At 46.0% G+C, this 23,050-nt stretch carries 21 protein-coding genes; 9 read left to right on the top strand and 12 right to left on the bottom strand.

The features are described 5' to 3' along the window. Nucleotides 1-118: 118 nt before the first annotated feature. From ACESLK_RS06685 to ACESLK_RS06675, 3 genes are all read left to right on the top strand, one after another. Complete coding sequence (locus ACESLK_RS06685; RefSeq protein ID WP_372663759.1) at nt 119-298, top strand: DUF3973 domain-containing protein; 180 nt, start codon at nt 119-121, stop codon at nt 296-298. A gap of 137 nt (nt 299-435) precedes the next feature. Continuing rightward, nucleotides 436-666: an alpha/beta-type small acid-soluble spore protein gene (locus tag ACESLK_RS06680; RefSeq protein WP_372663757.1), complete on the top strand. Its 231-nt coding sequence runs from the start codon at nt 436-438 to the stop codon at nt 664-666. An 86-nt stretch (nt 667-752) separates the two neighbouring features. Next, nucleotides 753-1,091, top strand: coding sequence for a DUF2512 family protein (locus ACESLK_RS06675; RefSeq protein ID WP_372663755.1), 339 nt, complete (start codon nt 753-755; stop codon nt 1,089-1,091). A gap of 240 nt (nt 1,092-1,331) precedes the next feature. On the opposite strand, the gene ACESLK_RS06670 is transcribed toward ACESLK_RS06675, so the two are convergent. Both ACESLK_RS06670 and ACESLK_RS06665 read right to left on the bottom strand, forming a co-directional pair. Next, the gene (locus ACESLK_RS06670; protein WP_372663753.1) at nt 1,332-1,544 is read right to left on the bottom strand and encodes a DUF3006 domain-containing protein; all 213 of its coding nucleotides are present in this window, start codon (nt 1,542-1,544) and stop codon (nt 1,332-1,334) included. Next, entirely contained in the window at nt 1,544-2,419 is an 876-nt protein-coding gene (locus ACESLK_RS06665) for a ComEC/Rec2 family competence protein (protein WP_372663751.1), read from the bottom strand. The genes ACESLK_RS06670 and ACESLK_RS06665 overlap by 1 nt, the downstream gene beginning before the upstream one ends. Before the next feature lie 176 nt (nt 2,420-2,595). Between ACESLK_RS06665 and ACESLK_RS06660 the strand changes: the two genes are divergently transcribed. The 3 genes from ACESLK_RS06660 to ACESLK_RS06650 all read left to right on the top strand — a co-directional run bounded on the left by ACESLK_RS06660 (nt 2,596) and on the right by ACESLK_RS06650 (nt 4,942). Further along, complete coding sequence (locus ACESLK_RS06660) at nt 2,596-3,006, top strand: WGxxGxxG family protein (protein WP_372663749.1); 411 nt, start codon at nt 2,596-2,598, stop codon at nt 3,004-3,006. Between the two features lie 207 nt (nt 3,007-3,213). Next, nucleotides 3,214-3,984, top strand: coding sequence for a peptidoglycan recognition protein family protein (locus tag ACESLK_RS06655; protein WP_372663747.1), 771 nt, complete (start codon nt 3,214-3,216; stop codon nt 3,982-3,984). A 130-nt stretch (nt 3,985-4,114) separates the two neighbouring features. Beyond that, complete coding sequence (locus tag ACESLK_RS06650; protein ID WP_372663745.1) at nt 4,115-4,942, top strand: divergent polysaccharide deacetylase family protein; 828 nt, start codon at nt 4,115-4,117, stop codon at nt 4,940-4,942. Here ACESLK_RS06650 and ACESLK_RS06645 read toward each other — a convergent pair. Then, entirely contained in the window at nt 4,914-5,579 is a 666-nt protein-coding gene (locus ACESLK_RS06645; protein ID WP_372663743.1) for an N-acetylmuramoyl-L-alanine amidase family protein, read from the bottom strand. The genes ACESLK_RS06650 and ACESLK_RS06645 overlap by 29 nt on opposite strands. Nucleotides 5,580-5,738: 159 nt before the next feature. On the opposite strand from ACESLK_RS06645, the gene ACESLK_RS06640 reads away from it, so the two are divergent. After that, nucleotides 5,739-5,972, top strand: coding sequence for a YqzE family protein (locus ACESLK_RS06640; RefSeq protein WP_372663741.1), 234 nt, complete (start codon nt 5,739-5,741; stop codon nt 5,970-5,972). Here ACESLK_RS06640 and ACESLK_RS06635 read toward each other — a convergent pair. The 3 genes from ACESLK_RS06635 to ACESLK_RS06625 form a co-directional block, all read right to left on the bottom strand. Then, nucleotides 5,963-6,871 (bottom strand): hypothetical protein, encoded by a 909-nt coding sequence (locus ACESLK_RS06635; RefSeq protein WP_372663740.1) that lies wholly within the window; start codon nt 6,869-6,871, stop codon nt 5,963-5,965. The two genes, ACESLK_RS06640 and ACESLK_RS06635, sit on opposite strands and share 10 nt — an antisense overlap. Nucleotides 6,872-7,025: 154 nt before the next feature. Further along, on the bottom strand, nt 7,026-7,901 hold the full coding sequence (locus ACESLK_RS06630) for a YqhG family protein (protein WP_372663738.1): 876 nt from the start codon (nt 7,899-7,901) through the stop codon (nt 7,026-7,028). Between the two features lie 3 nt (nt 7,902-7,904). After that, nucleotides 7,905-9,569, bottom strand: a complete 1,665-nt coding sequence (locus ACESLK_RS06625; RefSeq protein ID WP_373228545.1) for a DEAD/DEAH box helicase — start codon at nt 9,567-9,569, stop codon at nt 7,905-7,907. A gap of 573 nt (nt 9,570-10,142) precedes the next feature. Here ACESLK_RS06625 and ACESLK_RS06620 point away from each other — a divergent pair. After that, nucleotides 10,143-12,740 (top strand): adenosylcobalamin-dependent ribonucleoside-diphosphate reductase, encoded by a 2,598-nt coding sequence (locus ACESLK_RS06620; RefSeq protein ID WP_372663736.1) that lies wholly within the window; start codon nt 10,143-10,145, stop codon nt 12,738-12,740. Between the two features lie 767 nt (nt 12,741-13,507). Next, nucleotides 13,508-14,401 carry a Rossmann-fold NAD(P)-binding domain-containing protein gene (locus ACESLK_RS06615; protein WP_372663734.1) on the top strand — a complete coding sequence of 298 codons (894 nt, stop codon included), beginning with the start codon at nt 13,508-13,510 and terminating at the stop codon, nt 14,399-14,401. A 452-nt stretch (nt 14,402-14,853) separates the two neighbouring features. Here ACESLK_RS06615 and ACESLK_RS06610 read toward each other — a convergent pair whose 3' ends face one another. The 6 genes from ACESLK_RS06610 to ACESLK_RS06585 form a co-directional block, all read right to left on the bottom strand. Next, nucleotides 14,854-15,471: an NADP-dependent oxidoreductase gene (locus ACESLK_RS06610; protein ID WP_372663732.1), complete on the bottom strand. Its 618-nt coding sequence runs from the start codon at nt 15,469-15,471 to the stop codon at nt 14,854-14,856. Next, nucleotides 15,468-15,794, bottom strand: coding sequence for an alcohol dehydrogenase catalytic domain-containing protein (locus ACESLK_RS06605; protein WP_372663730.1), 327 nt, complete (start codon nt 15,792-15,794; stop codon nt 15,468-15,470). Before ACESLK_RS06605 ends, ACESLK_RS06610 begins: the two co-directional genes overlap by 4 nt. A gap of 1 nt (nt 15,795) precedes the next feature. Continuing rightward, nucleotides 15,796-16,314, bottom strand: a complete 519-nt coding sequence (locus ACESLK_RS06600; protein WP_372663728.1) for a MarR family winged helix-turn-helix transcriptional regulator — start codon at nt 16,312-16,314, stop codon at nt 15,796-15,798. 27 nt (nt 16,315-16,341) lie between these two features. Continuing rightward, the gene (locus ACESLK_RS06595) at nt 16,342-17,409 is read right to left on the bottom strand and encodes an alkene reductase (RefSeq protein WP_372663726.1); all 1,068 of its coding nucleotides are present in this window, start codon (nt 17,407-17,409) and stop codon (nt 16,342-16,344) included. 1,291 nt (nt 17,410-18,700) lie between these two features. Then, nucleotides 18,701-21,553 carry a sensor histidine kinase gene (locus ACESLK_RS06590; protein ID WP_372663724.1) on the bottom strand — a complete coding sequence of 951 codons (2,853 nt, stop codon included), beginning with the start codon at nt 21,551-21,553 and terminating at the stop codon, nt 18,701-18,703. Nucleotides 21,554-21,596: 43 nt separating this feature from the next. Continuing rightward, nucleotides 21,597-22,916, bottom strand: coding sequence for a response regulator transcription factor (locus ACESLK_RS06585; protein WP_372663722.1), 1,320 nt, complete (start codon nt 22,914-22,916; stop codon nt 21,597-21,599). Nucleotides 22,917-23,050: the final 134 nt, after the last annotated feature.

Raw genomic sequence — 23,050 nt, 5'->3', positions numbered from 1 at the left:
GCTAACGTCGACACTCCTTTTCGTTTGTTTAAGGAGAGATTAGCGGATACGGAACAATGTTTGAATCATATACTTTCTGTTTATATAAAGCTTACTATGCATTCACGGAGGAAACTGTATGATCCATTATTATTGTATTTTATGTAATGAAGTTCATAAAGGAGATACTAGCTTTACTTTGTTTTCAACTGGATTTAGAGCAATTTCATCAGGTGAAGTGTTTAGTGTAGGTATTTGTGTTCAAATGGCATTCCTTCAACAAAATTCAGAGGATGAGAACATGAATGAATGTGGATGATAAAATATACAGTTAGCAACAGCGCCCTAACCGGTGCTTTTTTTCATTTAAAAGCTTGATCAAATAATTAGGTAATCATATGCATAGGAGGAAACAGTGGGAAGCATAATACGTGGTAAATAGTGGAGGTGAGACTTTTGCCAAATAATCGCAATAGAAATCAGCTTCTCGTTCCTCAGTGCGCCCAAGCCTTAGAGCAATTGAAATTTGAGATTGCTCAAGAGCTTGGCATTCAATTTCCCAAGGATGGCTATTACGGAAATATGATTACTCGGGAAACCGGACAGATCGGCGGTAACATCACTCGACGTTTGGTCCAAATGGCTGAGCAACAAATAGCTGGACAATCTGCCCAGTTCAATCGGTAATCAGTTGTTGAGAGCAGGCGATCACCCTCACCTGCTCTTATTCCTCTTTCGATAATCAGCCGAACACTTTAAGGAGGTTTAACATAGTGAAGTTTATTTTGAAATGGCTTATAAATGGAGCAGTTGTAGTGTTGTTACTCATGTACTTTGCGGATGTTCCTTTTTTTGAAGCGGCTATTGCAGCTACGGCCCTGACTATAATTGCGTATGTAGTGGGAGATCAGCTTATATTGCGGTCAACAAATAATGCGGTTGCAACTTTCTCAGACGGGGTTTTAGGATTTTTTATTTTATGGATCGCAGCTTATTCAATGAAATGGGATTTAAATCTAGGGGAAATATTGACTATCTCAGCGATATTAGCAATAGCGGAATGGGTTATTCACCGTTATATCTTTAAACCGAATAGTTTTAAGGTGGCGTAAATTATATAAAAAATAAGGAGCAGGGGGGATGACCTCACTGCTCTTATTTTGTGTATACTGAAGTTACAATTGCCTATAGAAACTCTTAATAAAATAATGGAGTAGTGATCATTATGTCTAATCAACATCGAATCGTAGTCGCAGGCTGTGGCGGAATGGCGAACAAATGGGGAAATTCATTCGGGATTTCGTCCGAGTTGAAGCTGAGTCCCCTTCTTCGCATATATTAGCGTAGGCTGGCTATTCGAATAATTCGTCCATCAAACCTTTTATTTCCTTTTGTCTGTGAATTGTTTCTGCTTGATCGAGGCGAATCTCTCCATTATCTAATAAAACAACATCCCCGACTTTAGCATCTCGCGGGAGAAGAGCACGCGGTAAGTCTCGTGTTAATCCATCAACCTCGATGACAACAATCATATTTTCGAACCGATCAATGATTCCGCGTTCCATTATTTCACCTTCCTAAAGGAAATCGTTTTTCCATCGCTTACTGCGGTTACCGTCCCGTTCAGATCCGTACGATAAATAGTCGCTTTTGCACTTTTGAGTCGATTCAGAATGGTGCTCGCTGGATGCCCGTAACTATTCTTGCCAACGCTGATGACGGCATATTTAGGTACAACAGCTTTTAGGAAAGCAGGTGTAGTTGAGGAGACAGAGCCATGATGTCCAACCTTAAGTACATCTGCTTTCAGCGTTTGCTTTGCCTGGAGCATATCTGCTTCTGATTTCTTCTCGGCATCGCCTGTGAAGAGGAAGCTTTTTTTCCCATAAGCAAGATGAAGCACTGCACTCCAATCATTTAGATCGTCATCATAGGTTTTAACAGGACCGATGAATTTGGCTGTTAATCCTTTCAAGGGTAGGGTAACATCTGCTTTGGCTTCCTTAATTAAAAGCCCCTCGTTCTTCACCGCAAGAAGAAAGTCTCTGAAGGTATCGGTTGTATGCGATACTTTCGGAGCATACACAGCTTCAACCTTGAAGCTCTTTAATACAGTGTCTAGTCCGCCAACATGATCCGCATCCGGATGCGTGGCGATCATAATCTCGATATCATCAATTCCAAGCTGCTTTAGGTAATTGACTACGACTTCCCCAGCTTGGTTCTTACCGGCATCGATTAGGATGTCGTCCCCAGCTGCTGTTTTGATATAAGTTGCATCTCCTTGCCCGATATTAAGGAAGTAGACCGAGAGCTTTCCATTAGCTGGCGCTTTGAGTTTATCCGCTTTAAGCTCGGAGCCGCTGCTTGATCCATCAGAGTTATCTGGAGATAGGAAAGAAAGAATAATTAGACCAACTAAGATGAGTGATTTAATCATGATGGGCCCCCATTCGATGTTCATGGTAATTGTACAACAAACCACTTTGTAAGTGTACTTCTATAGATTAGCGGTTTTTGTTGTCCATCGTGACTGTTAGAAGTTGTTTTGAATAATTTGAACCCTGCGGGAGAGATTATGGAGGTCAAAACAATTACTTCTGAGGAGGTTCAGTCTTGAGAAAATTTCTTTCCAGCTTTTCTGTAATTACATGCCTCTCCTTGATTCTCATGGTTCCAGCGTTTGCAGAACACACAACGGGTGGCACGACTTACGGCGGCTATACGGGGATCAATGGAACGATGGCTAATGGCGGCAACACGATGCTCGACAGAACAATCGGTAATCGAACAGGTGTAGATGGCGTTGTGGGTACAGGGGTAGGCAATGGCACAGTTAATAACTACGGTGCTTACGACACGAATAGAATGAACGGTACAGCGAATGGTACGCGTGCAAGGGCTGGGGCAAACAATTTCAGAGCAGCCGCGACAGGAGATAATGATTTCGACTGGGGCTGGCTTGGTCTCCTAGGGCTAATTGGATTAGCCGGCATGCGCGGCAGAAACCGTGATGAAGCACGATAAAGTAAGTTGGTAAAAAAGCTATCCCCGCAAAGCCTATGGGTTCGCGGGGATTTCCTATTTTTTCTATAATAAAGCATGCTTAACGGGCAGTCGGTATGTATGCACGGTTATGTTTTTTTCTATGAGCTGGTTCATTTAGGCAAATGCAGTGGACACTGAACAGTGACAGGCATAAGCTATAAATGACAAGCTGAGAGGAGGGACATGATGGCTAAGCATGCAGCTTTTCATCGGTACACGTTGCCTGAATTTCTTGCTGTCTTAGATAATTATGTGAATAAGGTGCGGTTCAATGGGATTCACGTACATGGCACCTGGAAGCCGACAATAGCAGATTACCGGAAGGCATCGAATAAGGAGTCCTTGATTCAGGCGATGTGGCGTTTCCATACAGCAACAAGAAAATTTTCGGACATTGCCCAGCATGCGACTATAGATCCTAACGGTTATATTTGGGAAGGGCGCTCCCTATTGAATCCACCCGCGTCTGCCTATAACCATAACGATTCGGACAGAGATGGCGTTCATCCGTTCATGTTCGAGATGATTGGTAATTTCGATGCAGGGGCGGAGGTTTTGAAAGGGGCGCAGCTACACACAACGTTGGGATTATGCCGCGGAATTATGGAAAGGTGGAGCTTAAGCACTTCAAACATTCATTTTCACAGGGAAATGCAATCAGGTAAATCTTGTCCGGGCTCCGGTATAGATAAGGCGAAATTTATAACACAGGTGACAAGTTATGCTCCCGCTGTTTTAGAAGCCTCGGCCACATCATCTCCATCCCCCATTGAAGCTGTAAAACCGCCATCTCCGTCTGAACCTACGAAATCAGCATTAACAACGAAAGATGCGAATGCAATCATCAAGCTTTATCTCCAGCCAGCTTGGGCAGCAGCGCAAAGCAAAGAAGAAAAAGATGAAATTCATCGGATTGCCAATGAAATACGTCAAGCGGCAGGATTGAAACCAGAATAGTAATGAAAGTAAACGAAATGCACGTGAGAAACTGTTCTTACGTGCCCAGGTACATAAATTTTACCAATTTTACAAATGCTATAAGAGAAGGGGTGCATTTGATTTACTATTAGCTTGGAGGGAAAAGCCATTGAAACTAGTTAACCGCATCAAGGTTTGGAAAATAGCCGTAACCATATTTACAGGAATCGTCTGTGGAGGGTTAACAGCCGATGCAGCAACACCAGACTCCGTAACATCGAACAAGCCTGTTAGGCAAATCGCGGTGGTTATCGATGATTTGGGAAATAGAATGAAAGGCACGGAGCAAATGCTGGAGCTGCCGATTAAGCTGACAGTAGCTGTAATGCCTTTTTTGCCTAGCACCAGACAGGATGCAGAGGCCGCTCACCGCAAAGGACATGATGTTATTGTCCATCTTCCTATGGAACCGATCAGAGGCTCACGGAGCTGGTTGGGTCCAGGAGCGATTACTACGGATTTAACGGACGATGAAATTCGTAAACGAGTCGAAGCTGCAATCGCTGATGTCCCGCATGCGGTGGGCATGAACAATCATATGGGATCAAGAGCTACATCGGACAAAAGAGTCATGCAGATAGTACTGCAAGTGTGCAAGGAGAAAGGATTATTTTTCTTAGATAGCCGGACATCCTACCAGACTGTAATACCGAAAGTTGCAAAGGATCTAGGTGTATTTACCTTACATAATGATGTATTCCTAGATGATGTGTATACACAGAGACATGTGAGGAAACAGATTGCTGTCCTGAAGAAATTCTTGAAGAAAAATGAACGCTGCGTTGTCATTGGGCATGTTGGACCATCAGGTCTTAACACATCAGGTGTATTGAAGAATGTTATCCCCGAGCTTCAGGGGAGCGCTACCTTCGTTCCGTTATCGCAGCTCCTTCCCTTACCCGCGCCTTTCATGGAGCTAGACAGCGATAACCGATAATTCCGTTAGCTATGGCTGCCGCCAGACGATTCTGGCCTGGAATAGAAGTAAGCATCGCTCTATCCATCGGGTCGCTTAGGAAAGCCGTTTCTACGATAACACTTGGGAGCTGTACCCGGTTAAGCAAATAGTACTTTTTCGCCTCCATGGGGAGTCGTCGCCTAAGGCCCTGCTGCTGATTGAGACTATTCTGAATAAAACTTGCGAGCAATGCGCTTCGACCTTCGGATTGATGAATAACAAGCGGCCCTCGCTTGCCGCCCTTAGGCGACCAATTCACATGGATACTTACAAACAGAGCGGGGCTTATTTCCTCAGATAGGCCTCTCCGCTGGGACAAATCACGGCGATGTCTTGATCGTGTAAGATGCCAGCGGTTATCGTCGCTTAGGGCATAGTCGCCAGTGCGGTTAAGAACGACCTTAAGCCCTTTGCTGCGCAAAAGCAAATAAAGCTTACGAGAAATGGCAAGGTTAATATCTTTCTCCATAATTTTATTCCAATGGGTTCCCCCATCAATCCCGCCATGGCCAGCATCGATTAGCACATCCGCAGTAGGTATCTGCGGGGGCTCTGACTGAGCTTCCCAGCCTGTTAGCAGAAGGAATGAGCATATGATAATCATAACTCGGAACATGTTGATCTCCTCCAATCCTGAAATGATCTTCACTTATGTATCGTGGCTTAAACAAGCATTCCTCATTCAAGCGAAAAACATTATATCCCTCGAACGCCGCCGCAATAGGATTGCCGATTGCGTTTTCCGGGCATGCTAATGCCAAGGAGGCGATAGACAATGGACAGCTCTGAATACTTGAAATACATGACTGAACGGGTCGTTAGTTACTTGGACAGCAACGGAATTGAGGAAGAAAAGAAGTCGGATAAGAAAATCAGCCGTGAGCCTTGGTTAACCCGTTGGTTCGGAGTTCTTCCTATGGGTCTAATGATGTGGTGGGGTCAGAAAGCGGACAAAAAAAATAAAACACACCCTGAAGTGCGTTCCTTGGATTCATCTAACTATCGATAAAACAACCCTTTGCGAAGCAACGCCTTTAAAGGGATAAAACGAGTACCTTCCATGTCTAAGGCTAGATCCATTCGGCCGTTTGACCATTGCTGATAGCCGATAACGGGAACGGCATACAGCATGATTTCTCCGAATGGTTCGGTTACATAACGCAAATGTTGCTTATTCTTGAGGCGACTCTGCAGCTTTTTGGCGTCCTTTGCCGGAAAAGGGGCTTCTTTGGTTAACCAAGGAAGCCTTTCATATGCGTCAAAGGATTCATTCAACATTAGTGAATCTATACGTGCGCTTTCCTTGATATCTTTGTCGGGGGGAGCGGCAGAATCAGCAATGAATTGCTGCCATGTCAAAGCGTCGACAGGCAGCAGCTCAGCGGTCTTGGCATCGAGCCAATAGCGATCATCTCCGATTGTAACTTCCCATGCAGCGGCGAAGGGATGGATGTAATGCTTGACGCTAGTCATTAAATGGCTGTCTTCCTCGGATAGGAGGCCATTATCGATTAACGATCGCGTAAGCAGCTGCTGAGAGAAGAGGGAATAAGGTCCAAGACCATATTCTCCTAATCGGAAAGAACCGTCCGTTACCGCATGAACAACCATATAGCCGATATCTTTGCCTTCTTTAGTAAACAGTACCAGCCAGCTGTGCGTTCCCGGACCGAGTGCTTCGATCTGCGGATCGGCGGTTTGATATACGGCGAAGGGCTTCTGTTTTGCAAGTAAGACCGCCCATTCTTTAACTTGCTGTTCAAGCTTCGACGGTAATGGAGCCGCGTCTGGTGCGGCGGTAGATGGATTCGAGTAAGCTTGAGAAGGAAAGGACCAAACAAAAAGCATGAGTAATAAGGTAACAGCACTGATTATTCGTATTCGTATGCTTTGTCGATTGCTTTTCATAAGGACTCACCTGTTGTAATTGGGATGGGTTTAAACAAGCTATCTCATTCATTCTAATGGACAGGCTATGCCAAGGCTGTTGGAACCTGTCTATACACATGAGTATCCAAGGTTCTAATTGTGCCGAGAAAACAAATAATTCCACTATCTGACGCTAATGAATGCCGGGAAGATGAAAAATACCGCAATTCATGACGGATAATGAAACTCGAGGCCGGTATTGCCAATCAATCTCTGCTTCGCGCTGCTGGGACCGAATGGCAAGCTCCTCCCTTTGCACGGAGGGTTCCATAGCCTCTAACATCGGAGCATAGTAATGCTTGATGCGTTGCAGTTCATCCTGTCGCCGCCTCTCCGCATCCTCCGCCCACGAAAAGTCAACATTTTTGAGCTTCCGTTCCATTGTAAGCTCGAGTTGCGACATCCCTTTGCGGAGGGATAATCCATTTCTTAAGAGATGAACATTAGAAGGGAGACGGGAGGAAAGCTTCCTATCCTTCAGTGTTTCTAGAAAATTCTCGTCAATAATCCCCGTTGCCAGGGATATTCCCCAACCGTATATTTCCTCGCGTTTCATATCGCATTCGAAGCTAACCTTGAAATTTACGCCTAACCACGCCGTGTAGGGCTGAGAACCAAGAGGATCAAGGCGTCCGCGAGAAGGCTCCTCGAACATGGTGACACAACGACCCTCTTGTCGAACGGCTTCGAACAGCTGATGCAGACGTCTTGAGCCAAAGTAAATATCCTCCTGAACAATTCTTCCATTATCCGTCATGAGATAAGAAATCAATGAGCCGGATGATCCCTGTTCTGTGGAAGGATTCTCGAAGGACCAACCATAGGTCATGGTCTCTGGATCGACTCCAGCCCGATCGACAAAACTCCAATAGAAGGGTCGGTTCGTCAAGGAGCGATCCGCTTTGGGTGACAGCTTCACGGTTATGCGATTTGGGCTCTTTTCTATTAATTGGCAGCCTGTGGAATCCAGGTAAGAGAGAACGAATTTCTGGACTTGTTTGGCATTCATGGTTTAACTCTCCTGCTTTGATTGATTTTTATTAGCGAGTAAAGAATCGCCTAGTACATCAATTCGTTTGCGGAGCTCCTCGCCACTGCTGGATTCCAGTACGAGCTGAGCTAACTTTTTCTCTAGGGAATCTTCTTTTTCGAACTGTGCAATGATCTCGTCCAGCTCTCCGATGACCAATTCAAACATATTGATTTTCTCGTGAAGCAGGTGTACGATATGTTCCTCTATAGTTCCAAGTGTGCATAAATTATAGATTTGAACGTCCTCGGTCTGCCCTAATCGGTGAACGCGTCCAATCCTCTGCTCAACTCTCATTGGGTTCCAAGGCAAGTCGAAATTGATCACATGGTGGCAGAATTGCAGATTTATTCCTTCGCCCCCTGCTTCGGTTGCGACCATTACCTGTGCGCGTCTACGGAATAAATCCATCATCCAGTCCTTCTTGCCTCTGTTCATTCCGCCTCGGTAAGGGACTGCTGATAGGTCATGCTCCTTGAAATACTTAAGAAGATAATCCTGGGTTGCACGATATTCGGTGAAGACGATCACTTTGTCGTTCATGCTCTGGATGAGCTCCATCGTTTTCTCTGCTTTTGTATTCGCTTTGATGCTGCGTATGAGCTCGACAAGCTCCCAGATTTTCGCGCGAAGCGGAGAGTCCTCCGTTGTTTTCTTAAATAGATTGATAAGCGTAAGGAATACGGCATCTCTGCTCGAGCATACCTCTCGCTGCAGGGTAACGAGGGAAAGCATACTGGTTAGATCACCGTTCTCCGCACCTGCGTTCTTACGGACATAATCGGTTACTCCTTCGTACAGAGCCATCTCTTCCTCGGATAGGCGAAGAGGAACGTTCGTGACGATACGTTTAGTGAACTCCACGCCTCCATCAATTCGTCGATTGCGGATCATCACCTGTCCAAGCGCTTCATGAAGCTTGGCTTCGTTCTTGGGCACTCTGCGATCAGCTACGAAGTTGGCTGCGAAGTCGCCTTCTCCACCGAGTTGGCCAGGCTTGAGTAACGTAATGAGATTATACAGCTCCGTCATATCGTTCTGAACAGGGGTAGCCGTTAGCAGCAGGCAGTATTTTTTGCGGAGCTCATTAATGAATTGGTAATTCCCAGTGCGCTTATTCTTCAATTTATGAGCTTCATCTACGATGAGTAGATCGAACTCTTCATTCATAAGCATCGAGCGGTGCGGGTCGCGTTTGGCTGTATCCATGGAAGCAACGACGATATCATTGTTCCAGGTATAGGCTTTTCTCTGGGCAATGGCGGGTATATCGAACTTGCTGTTAAGCTCCCGAACCCATTGAAGCACGAGGGAGGCGGGAACGAGGATAAGCACCTTCTTCACCAAGCCGCGGATGAGATATTCCTTAAGAATTAGTCCAGCTTCGATTGTCTTGCCCAGCCCGACCTCATCCGCCAAGATGGCACGTCCTCGCATCTCATGCAGCACTCTGCGTGCAGTATCTATCTGATGAGGAAGCGGATTGAAATGCGGGAGAAGCTGCAGGCATAGCAAAGCATGGAAGTCAGGGACCAGTGAAACTTCCTCTGCCTCCAAGGCTAACTGATACATGTTCCAATCATCCCATGGGCCGTTGCGCTCGATTCTGCGCTCCAATTCTTCGAAAGCCCCGCGATCCACATGCATATCCACTAACGGGTGCAGCTTACGAGGAGCGGGATCGGAAGAGAAGCTAGAGGGAGATCTGAAAGGAACGAAAGTCCCTCCCTCAGGAACGGCAACAGAGAGATTCTCTTGTGAGGGATGCCCGATAAGAGATGCGGAGCCAGATCCAGACGGAGAATCGGCGGGAGAGGAATACGGGATGTGCACCTAAGTACCTCCTAGGCGATCGTCTTCTCATCATGAATAAGGATGAGACAAGTATCGCAGGGTATGAGTATGAATCCTTTTTGGATGCCATTCCTTAGTATGAGCAAACGAGAGACTTTCAAAACAATACTCATTCATCAAGTGCGAATACTTTGCGATCCATAGATGGAGATGATCTTTATCAGCAGGGTTCAAACGCCTTAATTCGAGGTTGTTCGCGATTTTTCGCCAGTTTTTTATCATTGTGCTTATTGTCCTATGGAATCACCAGATGTGGTGTAGTATAATCGTAAGCATACCAATATATTGTGTGACTTACATACACTGCACAATAATGTATATCAGTTAAAAGCAATTAAATCATGAAGTTCGGGAGGGTGTACCGGATTGAAAACAATGCAGTCTAGACGCTTGGAAGGCTTAAGCGAGAAAATATTTTTAGATCGTTACGCTTGGAAGAATGCCGATACTACGAACACTAAAGTCGGCGATGTTGTTCTGGTACTAACGAAGGACGATCCGAAGTTCCCAGCTAAGGATGTTGGTGAAGTCGTTAGCCGCGAAGGACAGAATGTAACGGTTAAGCTGCGCAACGGAGAGTTAGTACAATCGACTATTGAGAAGCTAACTTTAACCATTGAAAAGACACCTGAGGAAATGTGGACACGGTTATCTAAAGCACTGTCTGCGGCAGAATCCACTCCAGAGAAGCAGAAAGAATGGGCGGACAAATTCCGATGGCTGCTCGATGACTGGAAGCTCGTTCCAGGCGGCCGGATTGCAGCAGGAGCGGGCGCGAGCGATGAGCTTACGTTATTTAACTGCTACGTCATCCCTTCTCCTCATGATAGCCGCGGCGGTATTATGGAAACCTTGTCTGAGATGACTGAAATTATGGCTCGCGGAGGCGGCGTAGGTATTAACTTATCCTCCTTGCGTCCTCGTCGTTCAGTGGTTAAAGGAGTAAACGGATCCTCCAGCGGTGCAGTTTCCTGGGGCGGGTTGTTCAGCTATACAACTGGATTGATTGAGCAAGGTGGAAGCCGACGGGGAGCATTGATGCTCATGATTAACGATTGGCATCCAGATGTGATGGATTTCATCACGGTTAAACAGACGATGGGCCAAGTTACCAATGCGAATCTCTCGGTTTGCGTCAGCAATGCCTTCATGAAAGCTGTTAAAGAAGATCTGGATTGGGAGCTGGTATTCCCAGATGCTAAGGATCCGGAATATAACGAGCTGTGGGATGGCGACCTTGAGAAGTGGAAGAAGCTTGGCAAGAATGTCGTTCATTACAAGACAGTTCGCGCACGCGATGTGTGGAACACGATCATCGATGGCGCATGGAAGTCCGCTGAGCCTGGTGTAGTATTCATGGAATATTACAACCAAATGTCCAACAGCTGGTACTTCAATCCGATAATTTGCACGAATCCGTGTGGCGAGCAAGGGCTCCCAGCATGGGGAGTGTGTAATTTATCTGCTATTAACTTATCCAAGTTCTATGATGCGGAGAAACAAGATGTAGCTTGGGATGAGTTAGCTAAGGTTGTCAAGTACTCGACCCGTTTTCTGGATAACGTTATCGATACGACGCCGTATCATTTCGAAGAGAATAAACGCAATCAGAAGAACGAGCGCCGCGTAGGTTTGGGTACGATGGGCTTGGCGGAGTTGATGATCAAGCTTGAGGTTCGCTACGGCAGCCCAGAGAGCTTGGAATTCCTCGATAAGCTGTATGGTTTCATGGCGCGCGAGGCTTACCTTGCGTCAACGGAAATCGCAGCAGAGAAAGGCTCCTTCCCAGCTTTCGATTTGGAGCCATTCATGCAGAGCGGCTTTATGAAAAATATGGTTGAAGAGTATCCGGAAGTTGGCGAAGCCATTACGAAGCGCGGTATTCGTAATGTTACCATTATTACGCAGGCGCCTACAGGCTCCACAGGTACGATGGTAGGTACTTCCACTGGAATCGAGCCTTACTTCGCGTTTGAATTTTTCCGTCAGAGCCGACTAGGCTTCGATAAGCAATTGGTCCCTATTGCGCAAGAATGGAAGGATGCTCATCCGAATGAGGAGCTTCCAGAGTGGTTCGTCACCTCGATGGACCTGTCCGCTAAGGACCATATCCGTACGCAAGCAGCTATTCAGCGTTGGGTAGACAGCTCCATCTCCAAGACGGCGAATTGTCCAGCGGACTTCACAGTCGAAGAGACGGCTGAGCTGTACGAATTGGCATTCGAGCTTGGCTGTAAGGGTGTAACCATCTATCGTGACGGAAGTCGCGACGTTCAAGTTCTTAGCACGGCTAAGGATGAGAAGAAAGATGATGCTAAAGCGGAGGTTGTTGCCGAGGTTGATTCAGCAGACGTGGCTTCAGTAGTGGAATCCGCACAAGTCGATTCTCTGAATGCCGCTCTGAATGTCAACGTGACACCTCAGCAGCAAGTATTCGACAAGCAATACAAGAGCCGTCCGAAAGTATTGCGCGGGGCGACATACAAATACAATACGCCATTCGGTATGGCTTACATTACAGTGAACGACATCGATGGCACTCCTGGGGAAATCTTCCTGAACGTTGGTAAAGCGGGCTCCGACGTATTCGCAATGGCGGAAGCGCTTGGCCGTGTATGCTCCTTGTTCCTGCGTTACGGCGATCATGGCAATAAAGTCTCGTTGCTCGTGAAGCATCTCAAGGGTATCGGCGGCTCCGGCGCAGTCGGCTTTGGTCCGAACAGAGTCGAGTCCATCGCGGACGCTGTATCCCAAGCGCTCGAGACGCATGCCGGAATCATGGAGCAGGAATATACTTCAGCCGTCGAAACACCAATAGCGGCAACTAGTTATACCGCTAGCACGGAGAAATCCAAGCTTGCATACACGTCAAAGGACTTATGCCCATCCTGCGGATCAGCATCGCTGCTGAACGTAGAGGGATGTAAAACTTGTGGGAACTGTGGTTATAGTAAGTGTTCGTAATTTAAGGTGAGGAAAAAGACCCTTCGGGGTCGGTCTTTGTTGATGATATTCCAGAATTGATTAGAATTTCTGTTTCGTAATTTGTTAGAATTACACCAATATGCATAATAATGAATAAATAAATAAAAGACCAAGTTACCCTTTTAATTAACGGGTAACTTGGTCTTTTATTTATTGAAAGAAAGTTAATTACTTCAACCGATGAAATATTGTTAGGAAAGTGTTTAAAAACGATCATGATTTTGATACACCTTCAACAGTTTGATGTTGAATCTTAAAATGGTTATTTATTGAGGAGTTCAATCTTAGACTTTTATGAATGCTGAAATTCAACCGAATAAAATAACGCTGTCAAAGAGTAAAGCAGAGGTAAGCCCTTTTTTGTTCTGGAAAATGAATGAATATTTTTGGGCTTTGGAGCACAAATGTGAAAAGCGTAATGAAAATAACTCTTGGATTAAAGGGAATTACTTGAGATGTCTTTGCGGTAGAAATTTATTGAAATCTCAAAAATTTAAATAAGTATAAAATATAGAATGAAATTCAAACAAACGGATTATCTTTCACAAGAAATGTTGCCAACCACATAATCATATGCTATATTAGTGTGGTCGGCAACATATAAAAGGCGCAATCGCAGAAGGAGCAACCCCTAGGCGATGGTGCGGAGTATTATCATCAATTACCAGTTCGTTGTATCCATCAATTTTAATCCCAATATTTTCTAACTCCACTTAATTAATAAGACACGAAGAAGGGTGTGCAATATGAAACGAAATAAAAACATTACATGGAATGCAATTGCTGCAAATAAACTTGACCTAAAAGGGAGAAACGTTACAGTAGTTGGTGGAACTGGCGGCTTAGGCCGAGCCTTCAGTCGCCTGATGGCTTTACGAGGTGCGAATGTTACTGTAGTAGGACAAACATTCAGAGATAAAGATATAAAAGGCATTTCGTTCATCAAGGCCGACCTGAGTCTACTTTCAGAAGCGGAACGCGTCAGCAATCTGTTACCTGCGGAAACTCTCGACCTACTTGTCCTGACTACAGGAATCATGGCCGCCCCGAAACGCCAAGAAACAAGTGAGGGTCTCGAACGAGATATGGCTGTAAGCTTTTTAAACAGGCTAGTATTGCTTCGGGAAATTGCCCCACGGCTTGGCAATGATCGATTAAACGCTAAAAGTAAACCCCGTGTCTTTATTATGGGTTTTCCAGGTTCAAACCAATCCGCGAGCATAGATGATCTAAATTCCGAACGCACTTACAAAACCATGGTTGCACATATGAATACTGTAATTGGTAACGAAGCACTCGTTCTTGATTCCGTGAAACGTTACCCGCACATTAACTTTTATGGTCTAAATCCTGGACTAATTAAAACAAATATTCGCAGCAATACACTTGGTAAAGACAGCATAAAATTTCGAATTATTGAGTCTCTAGTTGGTCTTTTGTCGCAAAGTCCAGAGACATATGCTGAGCGTGTCGTACCACTACTTTTCACTCCTGAGATTGAAGGCCACAACGGTGCGATGTTTAACCGAAAGGCTATTGCAATTCATCCATCAACTACGATGACTAATGATTACGTTGGTGCTTTTATAAAAGCTTCCGAAGAACTTGTCAATCGTGTTAAAACTAATCGACTAAAGTAACAATCTTGCTTGGCCTAATAGCGAATAAACTTCTCAATCAAAACAAGACCCTATTCGAGGGTCTTGTTTATTTCCTGGTAAAGTCAGGAACGATGTGAACCGTTTGATATTACACTATCCTGCCCTTTACGTCAGATCGCTGCGGCAGTCTGCTCATCCGTTAGCGTTAAATCCTCATAATCCCAATTCATACCTAAACACCAGTAACGACGTGACTTCAAACCTTATCGTTACGAGCGTTACACGTTACACCGAATAGCGATTTTTACGACGAAAAAGGCACCAATCAGGTGCCTTCAAAGAAATCCTCTGTCATTGTTAATGAATGATTGTCATCGATATCAAAACTCTTAATTGTATCACGATACCCATGAACAATTTCTTTAATTAGCAGACTCCTGCGAAGACGAGCAAAGCAAAGTGGATTTGGCCTAGAAACTTGGCTCGTTTATTTATGGTAAGAGAGTGCTTAGCAGTATCCGACCGCGGCCGTGACGGTTTTCGCTTCGAGACAAAGCCTGTGCGGCTTCGCTTAGAGGATAGATGCGGTCGATGGCAGGTTTAATGGTTCCATTGGCCACCAATTCCACAATTAGCACCAGATCTTCAGGGGTAGGGAATTTTGAATTGAACATTGCTTTTATACCATGTGACTCAGCCTGATTCTGATTCGGTGGTTGTACCAGTGAAACCAGACGACCTCCGCGCTTCAGTACAGACCACGAGCGATCTTCGGTATCTCTACCCACTGTATCGACGACTAAATCAACGTCACGAGCGATTTCTTCAAAGCGGGAGGTCTCATAATCGATGACCACATCGGCTCCAAGCGACTTAATGAAATCAAGGTTTCGTGCGGAAGCTGTGCCGATCACCTCAGCGCCTTTCCATTTGGCCAGTTGTATTGCGAATTGACCGACACCGCCGGCTGCAGCGTGAATCAATACCGTTTGTCCCGCTTCCAGTTCACCTTCCGTAAACAATGCCTTCCAAGCCGAGTCAGCACCCCCTAGAATGGTAGCTGCTTGTTCGAAACTCAGTGAATCAGGCAAAGGGAATAGACGATTCACCTCAGCTGTAGCGTACTCCGCATACCCTCCGTTAACAGCACCGAACACACGATCACCGGGGGGATCCACTGAGTCACGCTTGATCCGACTGAATGGATCACACCTGCTGCATAGTTGCCGGGAACATACGGAAATGTCTTAGGATATACCTGCTGCAACCAGCCGTTTCGAATTTTATAGTCGATTGGCATGACGGTTGCATAATGAATCTGAACCGTGACTTCACCTGCTTTAGGGACGGGATTTTCGACTCTGTCCAGCATCATTACTTCAGGTCCCCCGTATTGATTTACCTGTATAGCGCTCATTGTTTCTTTTAACATTTCATATATCCTCCTTAATGATGGGAGGTACGCTGCTCACGCCAAAAGGGGCATCTGCAGCGTCAATTGAGGCGGTAATCCGGTGTGCCAACGAAACGATGATATCGCATTCCGACGACGTTAAACCTCGTGTTGTAATCTGTTCGAGCTCTTTCCAGATGTCATTTACTTTGGCTTCGAGATTGCGGCCGGTTTCTGTTAGATAGACCAGTGTCACTCGACCGTCTTGGTTAGAACGGGTGCGCGTGACTAGGCCGGCCTCCTCCAGGCGTTTCATCGATTTGGCTACTGTAGAATGATCCAAACCAATCGAACGGCCCAAGCTTTGTTGGGATTGACCGTCATTATTCCACAGGTACATGAGCATGATTTCCTGACCCGCGAATAAATTGATTTCTCGAAGCAGTTGAGCAGCCAGAGCTCGATGAGAACGTGCTAACGCAAATATCGAATAGCTTACCGTTGCGGTTAATGCTTCATCTTTTCGTTCCATGTGTACATCGCCTTGATCCCGCTTCATTGTTACCTCCATTGTAATAGTTGTACTTTATTTCATGGTTGGATAATCGATATAACCCTTCTCTCCGCCCTCATAAAAGGTGGAGCGATCTATTTCATTCAACGATGCTCTTGCTTTAACGCGCGCTACAAAATCAGGATTCGCGAGCGCCCAGGAGCCCACAGGCGCAATATCTGCAAGATCTAAATCGATATCAGCCGCCAATTGCTCGAGAGGCCGGCCAGCTCGATTCACAAGCAATGCGGTTGGCCAAGCTTTGCGAATATCGTGAAGCAGCTCATCATTGCCTACATGCAGCACATGAAGATAGGATAAGCGCAGTTTGGCTAATTCCTGGACAAGATAGCGATAGACATCAGGTCCAAGCTCCCCTTCATGGATATCTCCAAAAGGAATGCCTGGGGAAATCCGGAATCCTACACGATCCGCTCCGATGGCCTCGGCCACTGCTAAAGCTGTCTCAATTGCAAATCTGGAACGGTTCTCGATTGAGCCGCCATAGTTGTCAGTTCTTAAGTTCGCATTTTCGGATAAGAACTGATGAATGAGATAACCGTTGGCTCCATGAATTTCTACACCATCGGCACCAGCTTGGATTGCTGTCTCAGCAGCACGCACAAAATCTGCGGTTGTGGCTTTGATATCATCATAGCTTAGCTCTCGAGGGATTGGAATAGCCTGCATTCCGGTCGGTGTATACATGCTTGCGATCTCTGGATTCGGTGCAACGGCTGAAGGTGCGACGGTTTGCCGGTGATGCGGTGTGTTGTCTGGATGGGACATACGCCCTACATGCATTAATTGAATGTACAGATGGCCTCCCGACTCGTGGACACGGTCTGCAATCTCACGCCAGCCTGCGGCATGCTCTTCGGTATATATGCCAGGCGTATTCAGATAGCCTTGACCATCTTCGGAGGGTTGTGATCCTTCACTAATCAACAATCCAAGCGATGCACGTTGGGCGTAATACTCAGCTGCTAGTTTGCTTGGCACTCCGTTATGAAGTGCTCGCGATCGAGTCATTGGGGCCATAGCTAATCGATGAGGCAACTGCATTCGCCCCACTCTATTTTCTTCCCATAATTTTGTCATATCCAGTTCGCTCCTTTCGAATATGTTGCCGGCAACATAAATATAGCACGGAGATATGTTGCCGTCAACATAATTTCGTGTATAGGAAAATGAAGGGTAATACAGGTTTTATATAATGAGTTAGAGTTTCTAAACCTAATCAACCTTCTTAATCCTGACGACTTAACGCCTCTGCAAACAGCAGAAGGAAGTCTAGACAAGCTATTAGAACACCATCTCAAAAACCATGAAGTCATAATAAACCGATTTGTATCGCATCAGGAATTAAAACTTTTCTTAATAATAAATCGTAAGATATACTGACAAAAACCGGTTGCTGAGTAGTAAGCAGCCGGTTTTTAATATAACAACAGAAGGACAGAACTAAACTTATAATTTTCAAACACGTAAACATATAAGTAAGGTGTTAGAACGATATGTATCGAGACTGACAATATGATTTGATTATTAAAAAAAACCATCGTCCTGGGCGATGGTTTTTTGCAAGGAAACGGGGTCAAGTTCTTGTCATTTATGACATCAAGTTCTTGACAACTTATAGGTTCAATTAATAGAAGCTCCTGATCTGGTTTGCTATTGGCTTGATAAGTCAATGGCAAGCACTTTTTTTGTGCTTCCGGCCCAAATACAGTATGTTTGGATCATCATACAATTCATGCATAAATATGCATTCGGATCTTGCCGGATATTCTCATCGATTATGTAAATTAGCACGTTCTCGGGCTTTCTAGGCAAATGTCTTTCTCATTAATTGTGAAAACACCACTTGATAAATCAACGATTATTGCCACAGTTTTCTCAACAATTATGACACCATACAGGGGTCTTTCTTTTTTTGTTGGGTGACAAAGTTGTTAGGTGTGTGTCGTCAGAATTATTGAGATAATTTTCAAAATTAGTGAGAACGGATTGTCATAATTGATGAAAAAACAAGTAAATATTCTTTTATATGTATAAGTATGTGTGTCAAAAATTAGCGAGGGGTTTAAGGTCGGCCGATGAGATTAACTTTAAACCCAATAAGAAACCAAAGCGGCGTAAGCCGCTGAAAGGCAAGACGGGAGATAACTCTCCCGCCACGTCTGACGGTAAAGTCAAGCGGCTCGTCGAATGCATTTTCCAGAACGGAATCTCTGTTCGAGAATAGCCCTACGATCGGCGCTTTTCATTTCTTGAGCCACATTTCAGCCATGATCGCCCCCTAATCTCCGGGAGTCTATTTCATAGTGGTAACAAAAGCACTAAACTGAACTGGTAATTTGGATAAGCCCAGTAATTCAATGCTTAACGCTCATTGTCTGATTCGAATGGTAATTACGGTGCCTTCGTATTCCTTGCTGTCGAGCTGAAAATCCACTTTGTCGCGATAAAAAAGCTTTAACCGCAGATACACATTCCTGAGGCCTACCCCAGTCTTGAACTCGTGCCGTTCGTTTTCTGAATTATCAGCGGCATCATCGGAATTCTCCAGCTTCTGGCGCACCCTTGCCAGCTGTTCGGCGGACATCCCGATGCCATTGTCCGCCACGGTAAGCTGAAGGGCCAGGCCTGTATACTTCGCCGAAATAGAAATTTCTCCACCGCTGGAATAATCGTTAATGCCATGTTGAATAGCATTTTCCACCAGCGGCTGTAAAATAAACCGCATGACGCTGGCTTCCAGAGCGGCCGGCTCCAGCTCCCAATGCGTAGTGAATTTATCCTTGAAGCGAATCGATTGGATGAGAATATAATTTTGAACGTGATCGATCTCCTCCTGCAACGAAACCGTATCATCCTCCTTGCCACGGTCAATGCTGAAGCGGAACAGCTTCGCAAGCGAAACGACCATTGTGCCAACCTCCTCTGCGCCATATTGCCGTGCGCGCATATTAATGGCTTCCAGCGTGTTATAGAGAAAATGAGGATTGATTTGCTGCTGCAGCATGGCGAGCTCGGCTTTGGTCTTCATAGAAATCAGCTTTTGTTCCCGCAATCGGTTGTTGACATTTTGCTCCGATAACTCATTCGACTGCAGAACCATTTGGTTGAATTTCATCACAAGCTCGGAAATTTCGTCCTTGGGACCGCCGTCTTCGACGATGGAGAGCTGCCCCCGTGTATCTACCGATCGATGCAAGGCCATGATGGAACGAACAAACCTGCTTGAGACATGCCCCATCACAACGAAAATGATCAGCATGACTCCGATAAACACGATGACGCTCCGGTACAGCAACTCGTTATATTTAGAGAGCACATCGTCGATCGCATGAAAAACAATCAAGTTCCAATCCGTATTAGAGATTGGCTGCGAAACCATGATTTGATGGCTTCCGTTAATGGTGATAACGCCGTTTTTAACGGAACCGCCAGTCTGCACGGGGTCAGTAACAGCCAGTTGGCTTGCCGCTTGCTTGAAAGGCTCCTGCGCAGTATAGCTTGAGTAGATGACCTCGTTTGTGCGATTCATCACCAAGAAGCTGTGCCGGTTGTCCAAATCGATCGATTCAAGCGCTTCATCTTTTAATACGATCTGAAGTGTACCCCGGTAATCGCCGCCCAAAGGATTTAAACGCTCAACAAGCATAACCGCAGAACGGTTATAGATATTTTTGGCATCAGTTACCCAGAAAACCTTTCCCGCTCCATTCCCATCAGCGTTCTGCACGGAGTATCGGGTTCCATTAAACAAAGACAAGTTGTTTGAGAATATGGACGAATACCTGGGAGTACCAACATCATCGTAAAGAATGAAATACGAAATGCTATACAACGATGGATAATAGGACACCGAAGGAACATAAACCTCCGCCGAGGGCGGCTTGGACGAAGAAGCCTTCAGGAACGTCGTTAACTGCGGATCCTCCGAAAGCTGCCTGGTCATCGTTTCATACTCATTCATCTTATTCCGAAGCTTGAGCACCATCTGCCGCGAGGTTTCAAGGGAGATTTCCTTGTTCTGGTCCATGTTATAAGCATACATGACCCGATTGATGGATATGCCGAAAAAGATGCCGGGGACGATAACCGAAACGGCCAGAAGCAGCAAAATTTTTCGGCGAATAGAAATGGAGGAAAAGCGTTTGGCTTCGAAGGGCTCCTCCGGAATTTTCCTCAGCGGCGTATGCTTGCCCGCCTGCCTCGCTGCTTTGGCTAAAACGCGGAAAGGGTATAAGAAGCGATTTGCGAAATAATAGGCTAGAGCACTTGATAAGACGAGCCCGATGCCGAGCAGTTTCAAGAAATTTGCTAGCAGCGCCCATTGCTGCGCGGTCTCCTTTTCATTGTTTTGGTAAACAATGAGCTGCAAGGAAAAAGGCGTCAGGCTGATTGTTTGGCGCTTGTACATGCCGCGGTTTCCTTTGGCTGCTGCCTCGATTGCTCCCGGCTCGATGCTGCCTGCTGGCTCGCTGCTCCAAATGACATGGTCCCCGGCTGTAAGCCTATAAAGATCTCGATTTCTTTCCCGCTGCTGGGCCACAATGTCTTTCAAGAAATCATCATTCAGAACCACGAAGGAAATGACATTTGATAAGTTGATGCCGTTGTTGATGACGACATGCCCCTCGATTTCCTGCACAAAGCGGATCAAGCGGTAGTAGCTTTCCGAACTCAATCCAGGTTTGGCAGCCGCCAATTCATCGCTCAGCTGCCCAGGCGCGATGTAAACTGGGGTGCCATAATTTTGCAGCAATGTATTGGTTAAACCAGCGCTTTTCAAGTCATCGATAGAAGGCAGCTTGTTTGCTCCAATCCATTCGCCCGAATCGACGACCATGCTGAATCCTGCCTGGTTGACGTTATTCCCCAGGAAAGTGATCGTGTTGTACAGCGCTGGCGACAGGGAAAGGTTTTTTAGATGCGCGACAAGATCCCGCCGCAGGGCTTCTGCGTCGTCAGCTGGCAGAAGATTCGCGTAAGAACTGGAATACTTCATGAATGCGGGCGAGTCCAGCTGGTTTAGCAATGTGGATGCTTCCTTTAAGGAAGTCATTACATTATCATGCATGTAAGCGGACAAATTCTGTTCTGCGGCGCCTGTCATTTCCGAGCTGACATCGCGCGCATTGATCAGGTTAATGGCCGCAAGCAGACCGCATGATGCGAGAAACAAGAGGACAGCCCAGCCCACGAGCAGATTTCGATTTTTCGCAAAAGTCATGTTACGACGGCCCTTCCTTCGGTCAAGAGCGGACGGCACCCGCTCAGGTGGTTTGATTGCGGAATTCGACTGGCGTTTTACCCGTAACCTTCTTGAAGATATAGGCGAAATACCTCGGGTTCTCATACCCTACCATTTCTCCAACCTGATAGATCTTCAACTGGACATCATTAAGCAGCTTCTGAGCTTCCTGCACACGGCAAGCGATAAGAAAATCGATATAATTCTGCCCGGTGGTTTCCTTGAAAAGGTAGCTTAAGTAGCTCGGGTTCATATAAACGTGATCCGCGACATCCTGCAGGGAAAGGGGGCGTTTGAAATTTGCCAATATATATGCCTTAGCCTCTTGAATCTGTTTTCTTGTCGTTTCATCCGCAGGCCTCACGTCAGCCACAGCCTCGTCCCAACCGGGAACCTCGATGCCGGAATGAATCGCAGGCGGACTCGTCTGCACATCCTCTTGTTCTCCCTCCATCTGACAAGCCGCTGAATGCCGAGAAAGCGGCAAATACCGTAAGTCCTGAACGCAGCTGCCGATGGCGTAGGTCAGTGCAGTCCGGAAAAGCCCCCGAAAACGGGCAAGCTCCGACAGGAGAGCCGCCATGCAGGCGTTTAAACCGCTTTCATTTGTCTGCAGGGAAGTGTCCGTAACCAGAAGCAGACACTCCCCGGTTTCCGCATCTACGTCGTGATAGCCGTAATCCTGTTCGACCCAAAATTCCTTCAAAATATTATCAAGGGCAAAGATGGCCAGCCTCCAGTCATTGCCTGAGCAGGAGGGAGGCCGCTTGGGATAAGTGTTCATGCGCAGCAGCACAACCGTGTATCGGCCGCTGTCGAGCCGAACCTCCGACAGCACGCTTCCCTCTTCCATCTCTTCGTCCCCCATAGGGCGAGTCGTAATGGATTGGAGAAACTTTTTACGGTGAACGGCAATTGACAGCAGCAATTTGCGCTCGATCGCGTTTTGCCGGAAGGTCTTTTCCTTCTCCGAATCCAGAAGCTGTACCGTCTTGGCCAAAGCTTCCTCCAGTTCCGTAAAATCTACAGGCTTGAGAAGATAAGTGACCACGCCGTAGTAAATGCATTTCCGGGCATATTCAAAATCGCTGTAGCCCGACAAAATAATGACCTTCACTTGCGGATATTTTTTGGAGACTTGCTGTGAAAGCGCCAAGCCGTCCAGAAAGGGCATCCGAATATCTGAAATGATCAGATCGAACGACTCGTTTTCCAGAGCCTCGAGTGCACTAAGACCGTTTTCGCACGCTTTCACCCTGCCGATGCCAAGTGCGTGGTAATCGAAAGAAAGCAGCCCTTCGCGGATCTCCATCTCATCGTCAACTATCATCAGCGAATACATGCTCATTTCCCCTTATCTTGAGGTACTCATTTATAAATAGATTATATTACTTCATGGACAGTGAAAAGTTTTTTTCGAAAAATCGACAAATGGTAATAATAACCCAGCCCGGGAGTATCGATAAAAGCCAAAAA

Origin of the sequence: Cohnella sp. (assembly GCF_041640265.1) — a bacterium.
In the GTDB taxonomy this organism is placed as follows: Bacteria; Bacillota; Bacilli; order Paenibacillales; family Paenibacillaceae; genus Cohnella.
Note: the sequence above shows the minus strand (reverse complement) of the source record. Positions and strands in the feature narration are given on the sequence as shown.

Bases quoted from the DNA above. Each gene is read 5' to 3' on its own strand.
- ACESLK_RS06645 (WP_372663743.1), bottom strand. From the start codon at position 5,579: ATGTTCCGAGTTATGATTATCATATGCTCATTCCTTCTGCTAACAGGC.
- ACESLK_RS06600 (WP_372663728.1), bottom strand. From the start codon at position 16,314: ATGAAGCGGGATCAAGGCGATGTACACATGGAACGAAAAGATGAAGCA.
- ACESLK_RS06670 (WP_372663753.1), bottom strand. From the start codon at position 1,544: ATGGAACGCGGAATCATTGATCGGTTCGAAAATATGATTGTTGTCATC.
- ACESLK_RS06630 (WP_372663738.1), bottom strand. From the start codon at position 7,901: ATGAATGCCAAACAAGTCCAGAAATTCGTTCTCTCTTACCTGGATTCC.
- ACESLK_RS06685 (WP_372663759.1), top strand. From the start codon at position 119: ATGATCCATTATTATTGTATTTTATGTAATGAAGTTCATAAAGGAGAT.
- ACESLK_RS06585 (WP_372663722.1), bottom strand. From the start codon at position 22,916: ATGTATTCGCTGATGATAGTTGACGATGAGATGGAGATCCGCGAAGGG.
- ACESLK_RS06590 (WP_372663724.1), bottom strand. From the start codon at position 21,553: ATGACTTTTGCGAAAAATCGAAATCTGCTCGTGGGCTGGGCTGTCCTC.
- ACESLK_RS06615 (WP_372663734.1), top strand. From the start codon at position 13,508: ATGAAACGAAATAAAAACATTACATGGAATGCAATTGCTGCAAATAAA.
- ACESLK_RS06640 (WP_372663741.1), top strand. From the start codon at position 5,739: ATGGACAGCTCTGAATACTTGAAATACATGACTGAACGGGTCGTTAGT.
- ACESLK_RS06605 (WP_372663730.1), bottom strand. From the start codon at position 15,794: ATGTTAAAAGAAACAATGAGCGCTATACAGGTAAATCAATACGGGGGA.
- ACESLK_RS06595 (WP_372663726.1), bottom strand. From the start codon at position 17,409: ATGACAAAATTATGGGAAGAAAATAGAGTGGGGCGAATGCAGTTGCCT.
- ACESLK_RS06625 (WP_373228545.1), bottom strand. From the start codon at position 9,569: ATGCATGTGGATCGCGGGGCTTTCGAAGAATTGGAGCGCAGAATCGAG.
- ACESLK_RS06665 (WP_372663751.1), bottom strand. From the start codon at position 2,419: ATGATTAAATCACTCATCTTAGTTGGTCTAATTATTCTTTCTTTCCTA.
- ACESLK_RS06655 (WP_372663747.1), top strand. From the start codon at position 3,214: ATGGCTAAGCATGCAGCTTTTCATCGGTACACGTTGCCTGAATTTCTT.
- ACESLK_RS06635 (WP_372663740.1), bottom strand. From the start codon at position 6,871: ATGAAAAGCAATCGACAAAGCATACGAATACGAATAATCAGTGCTGTT.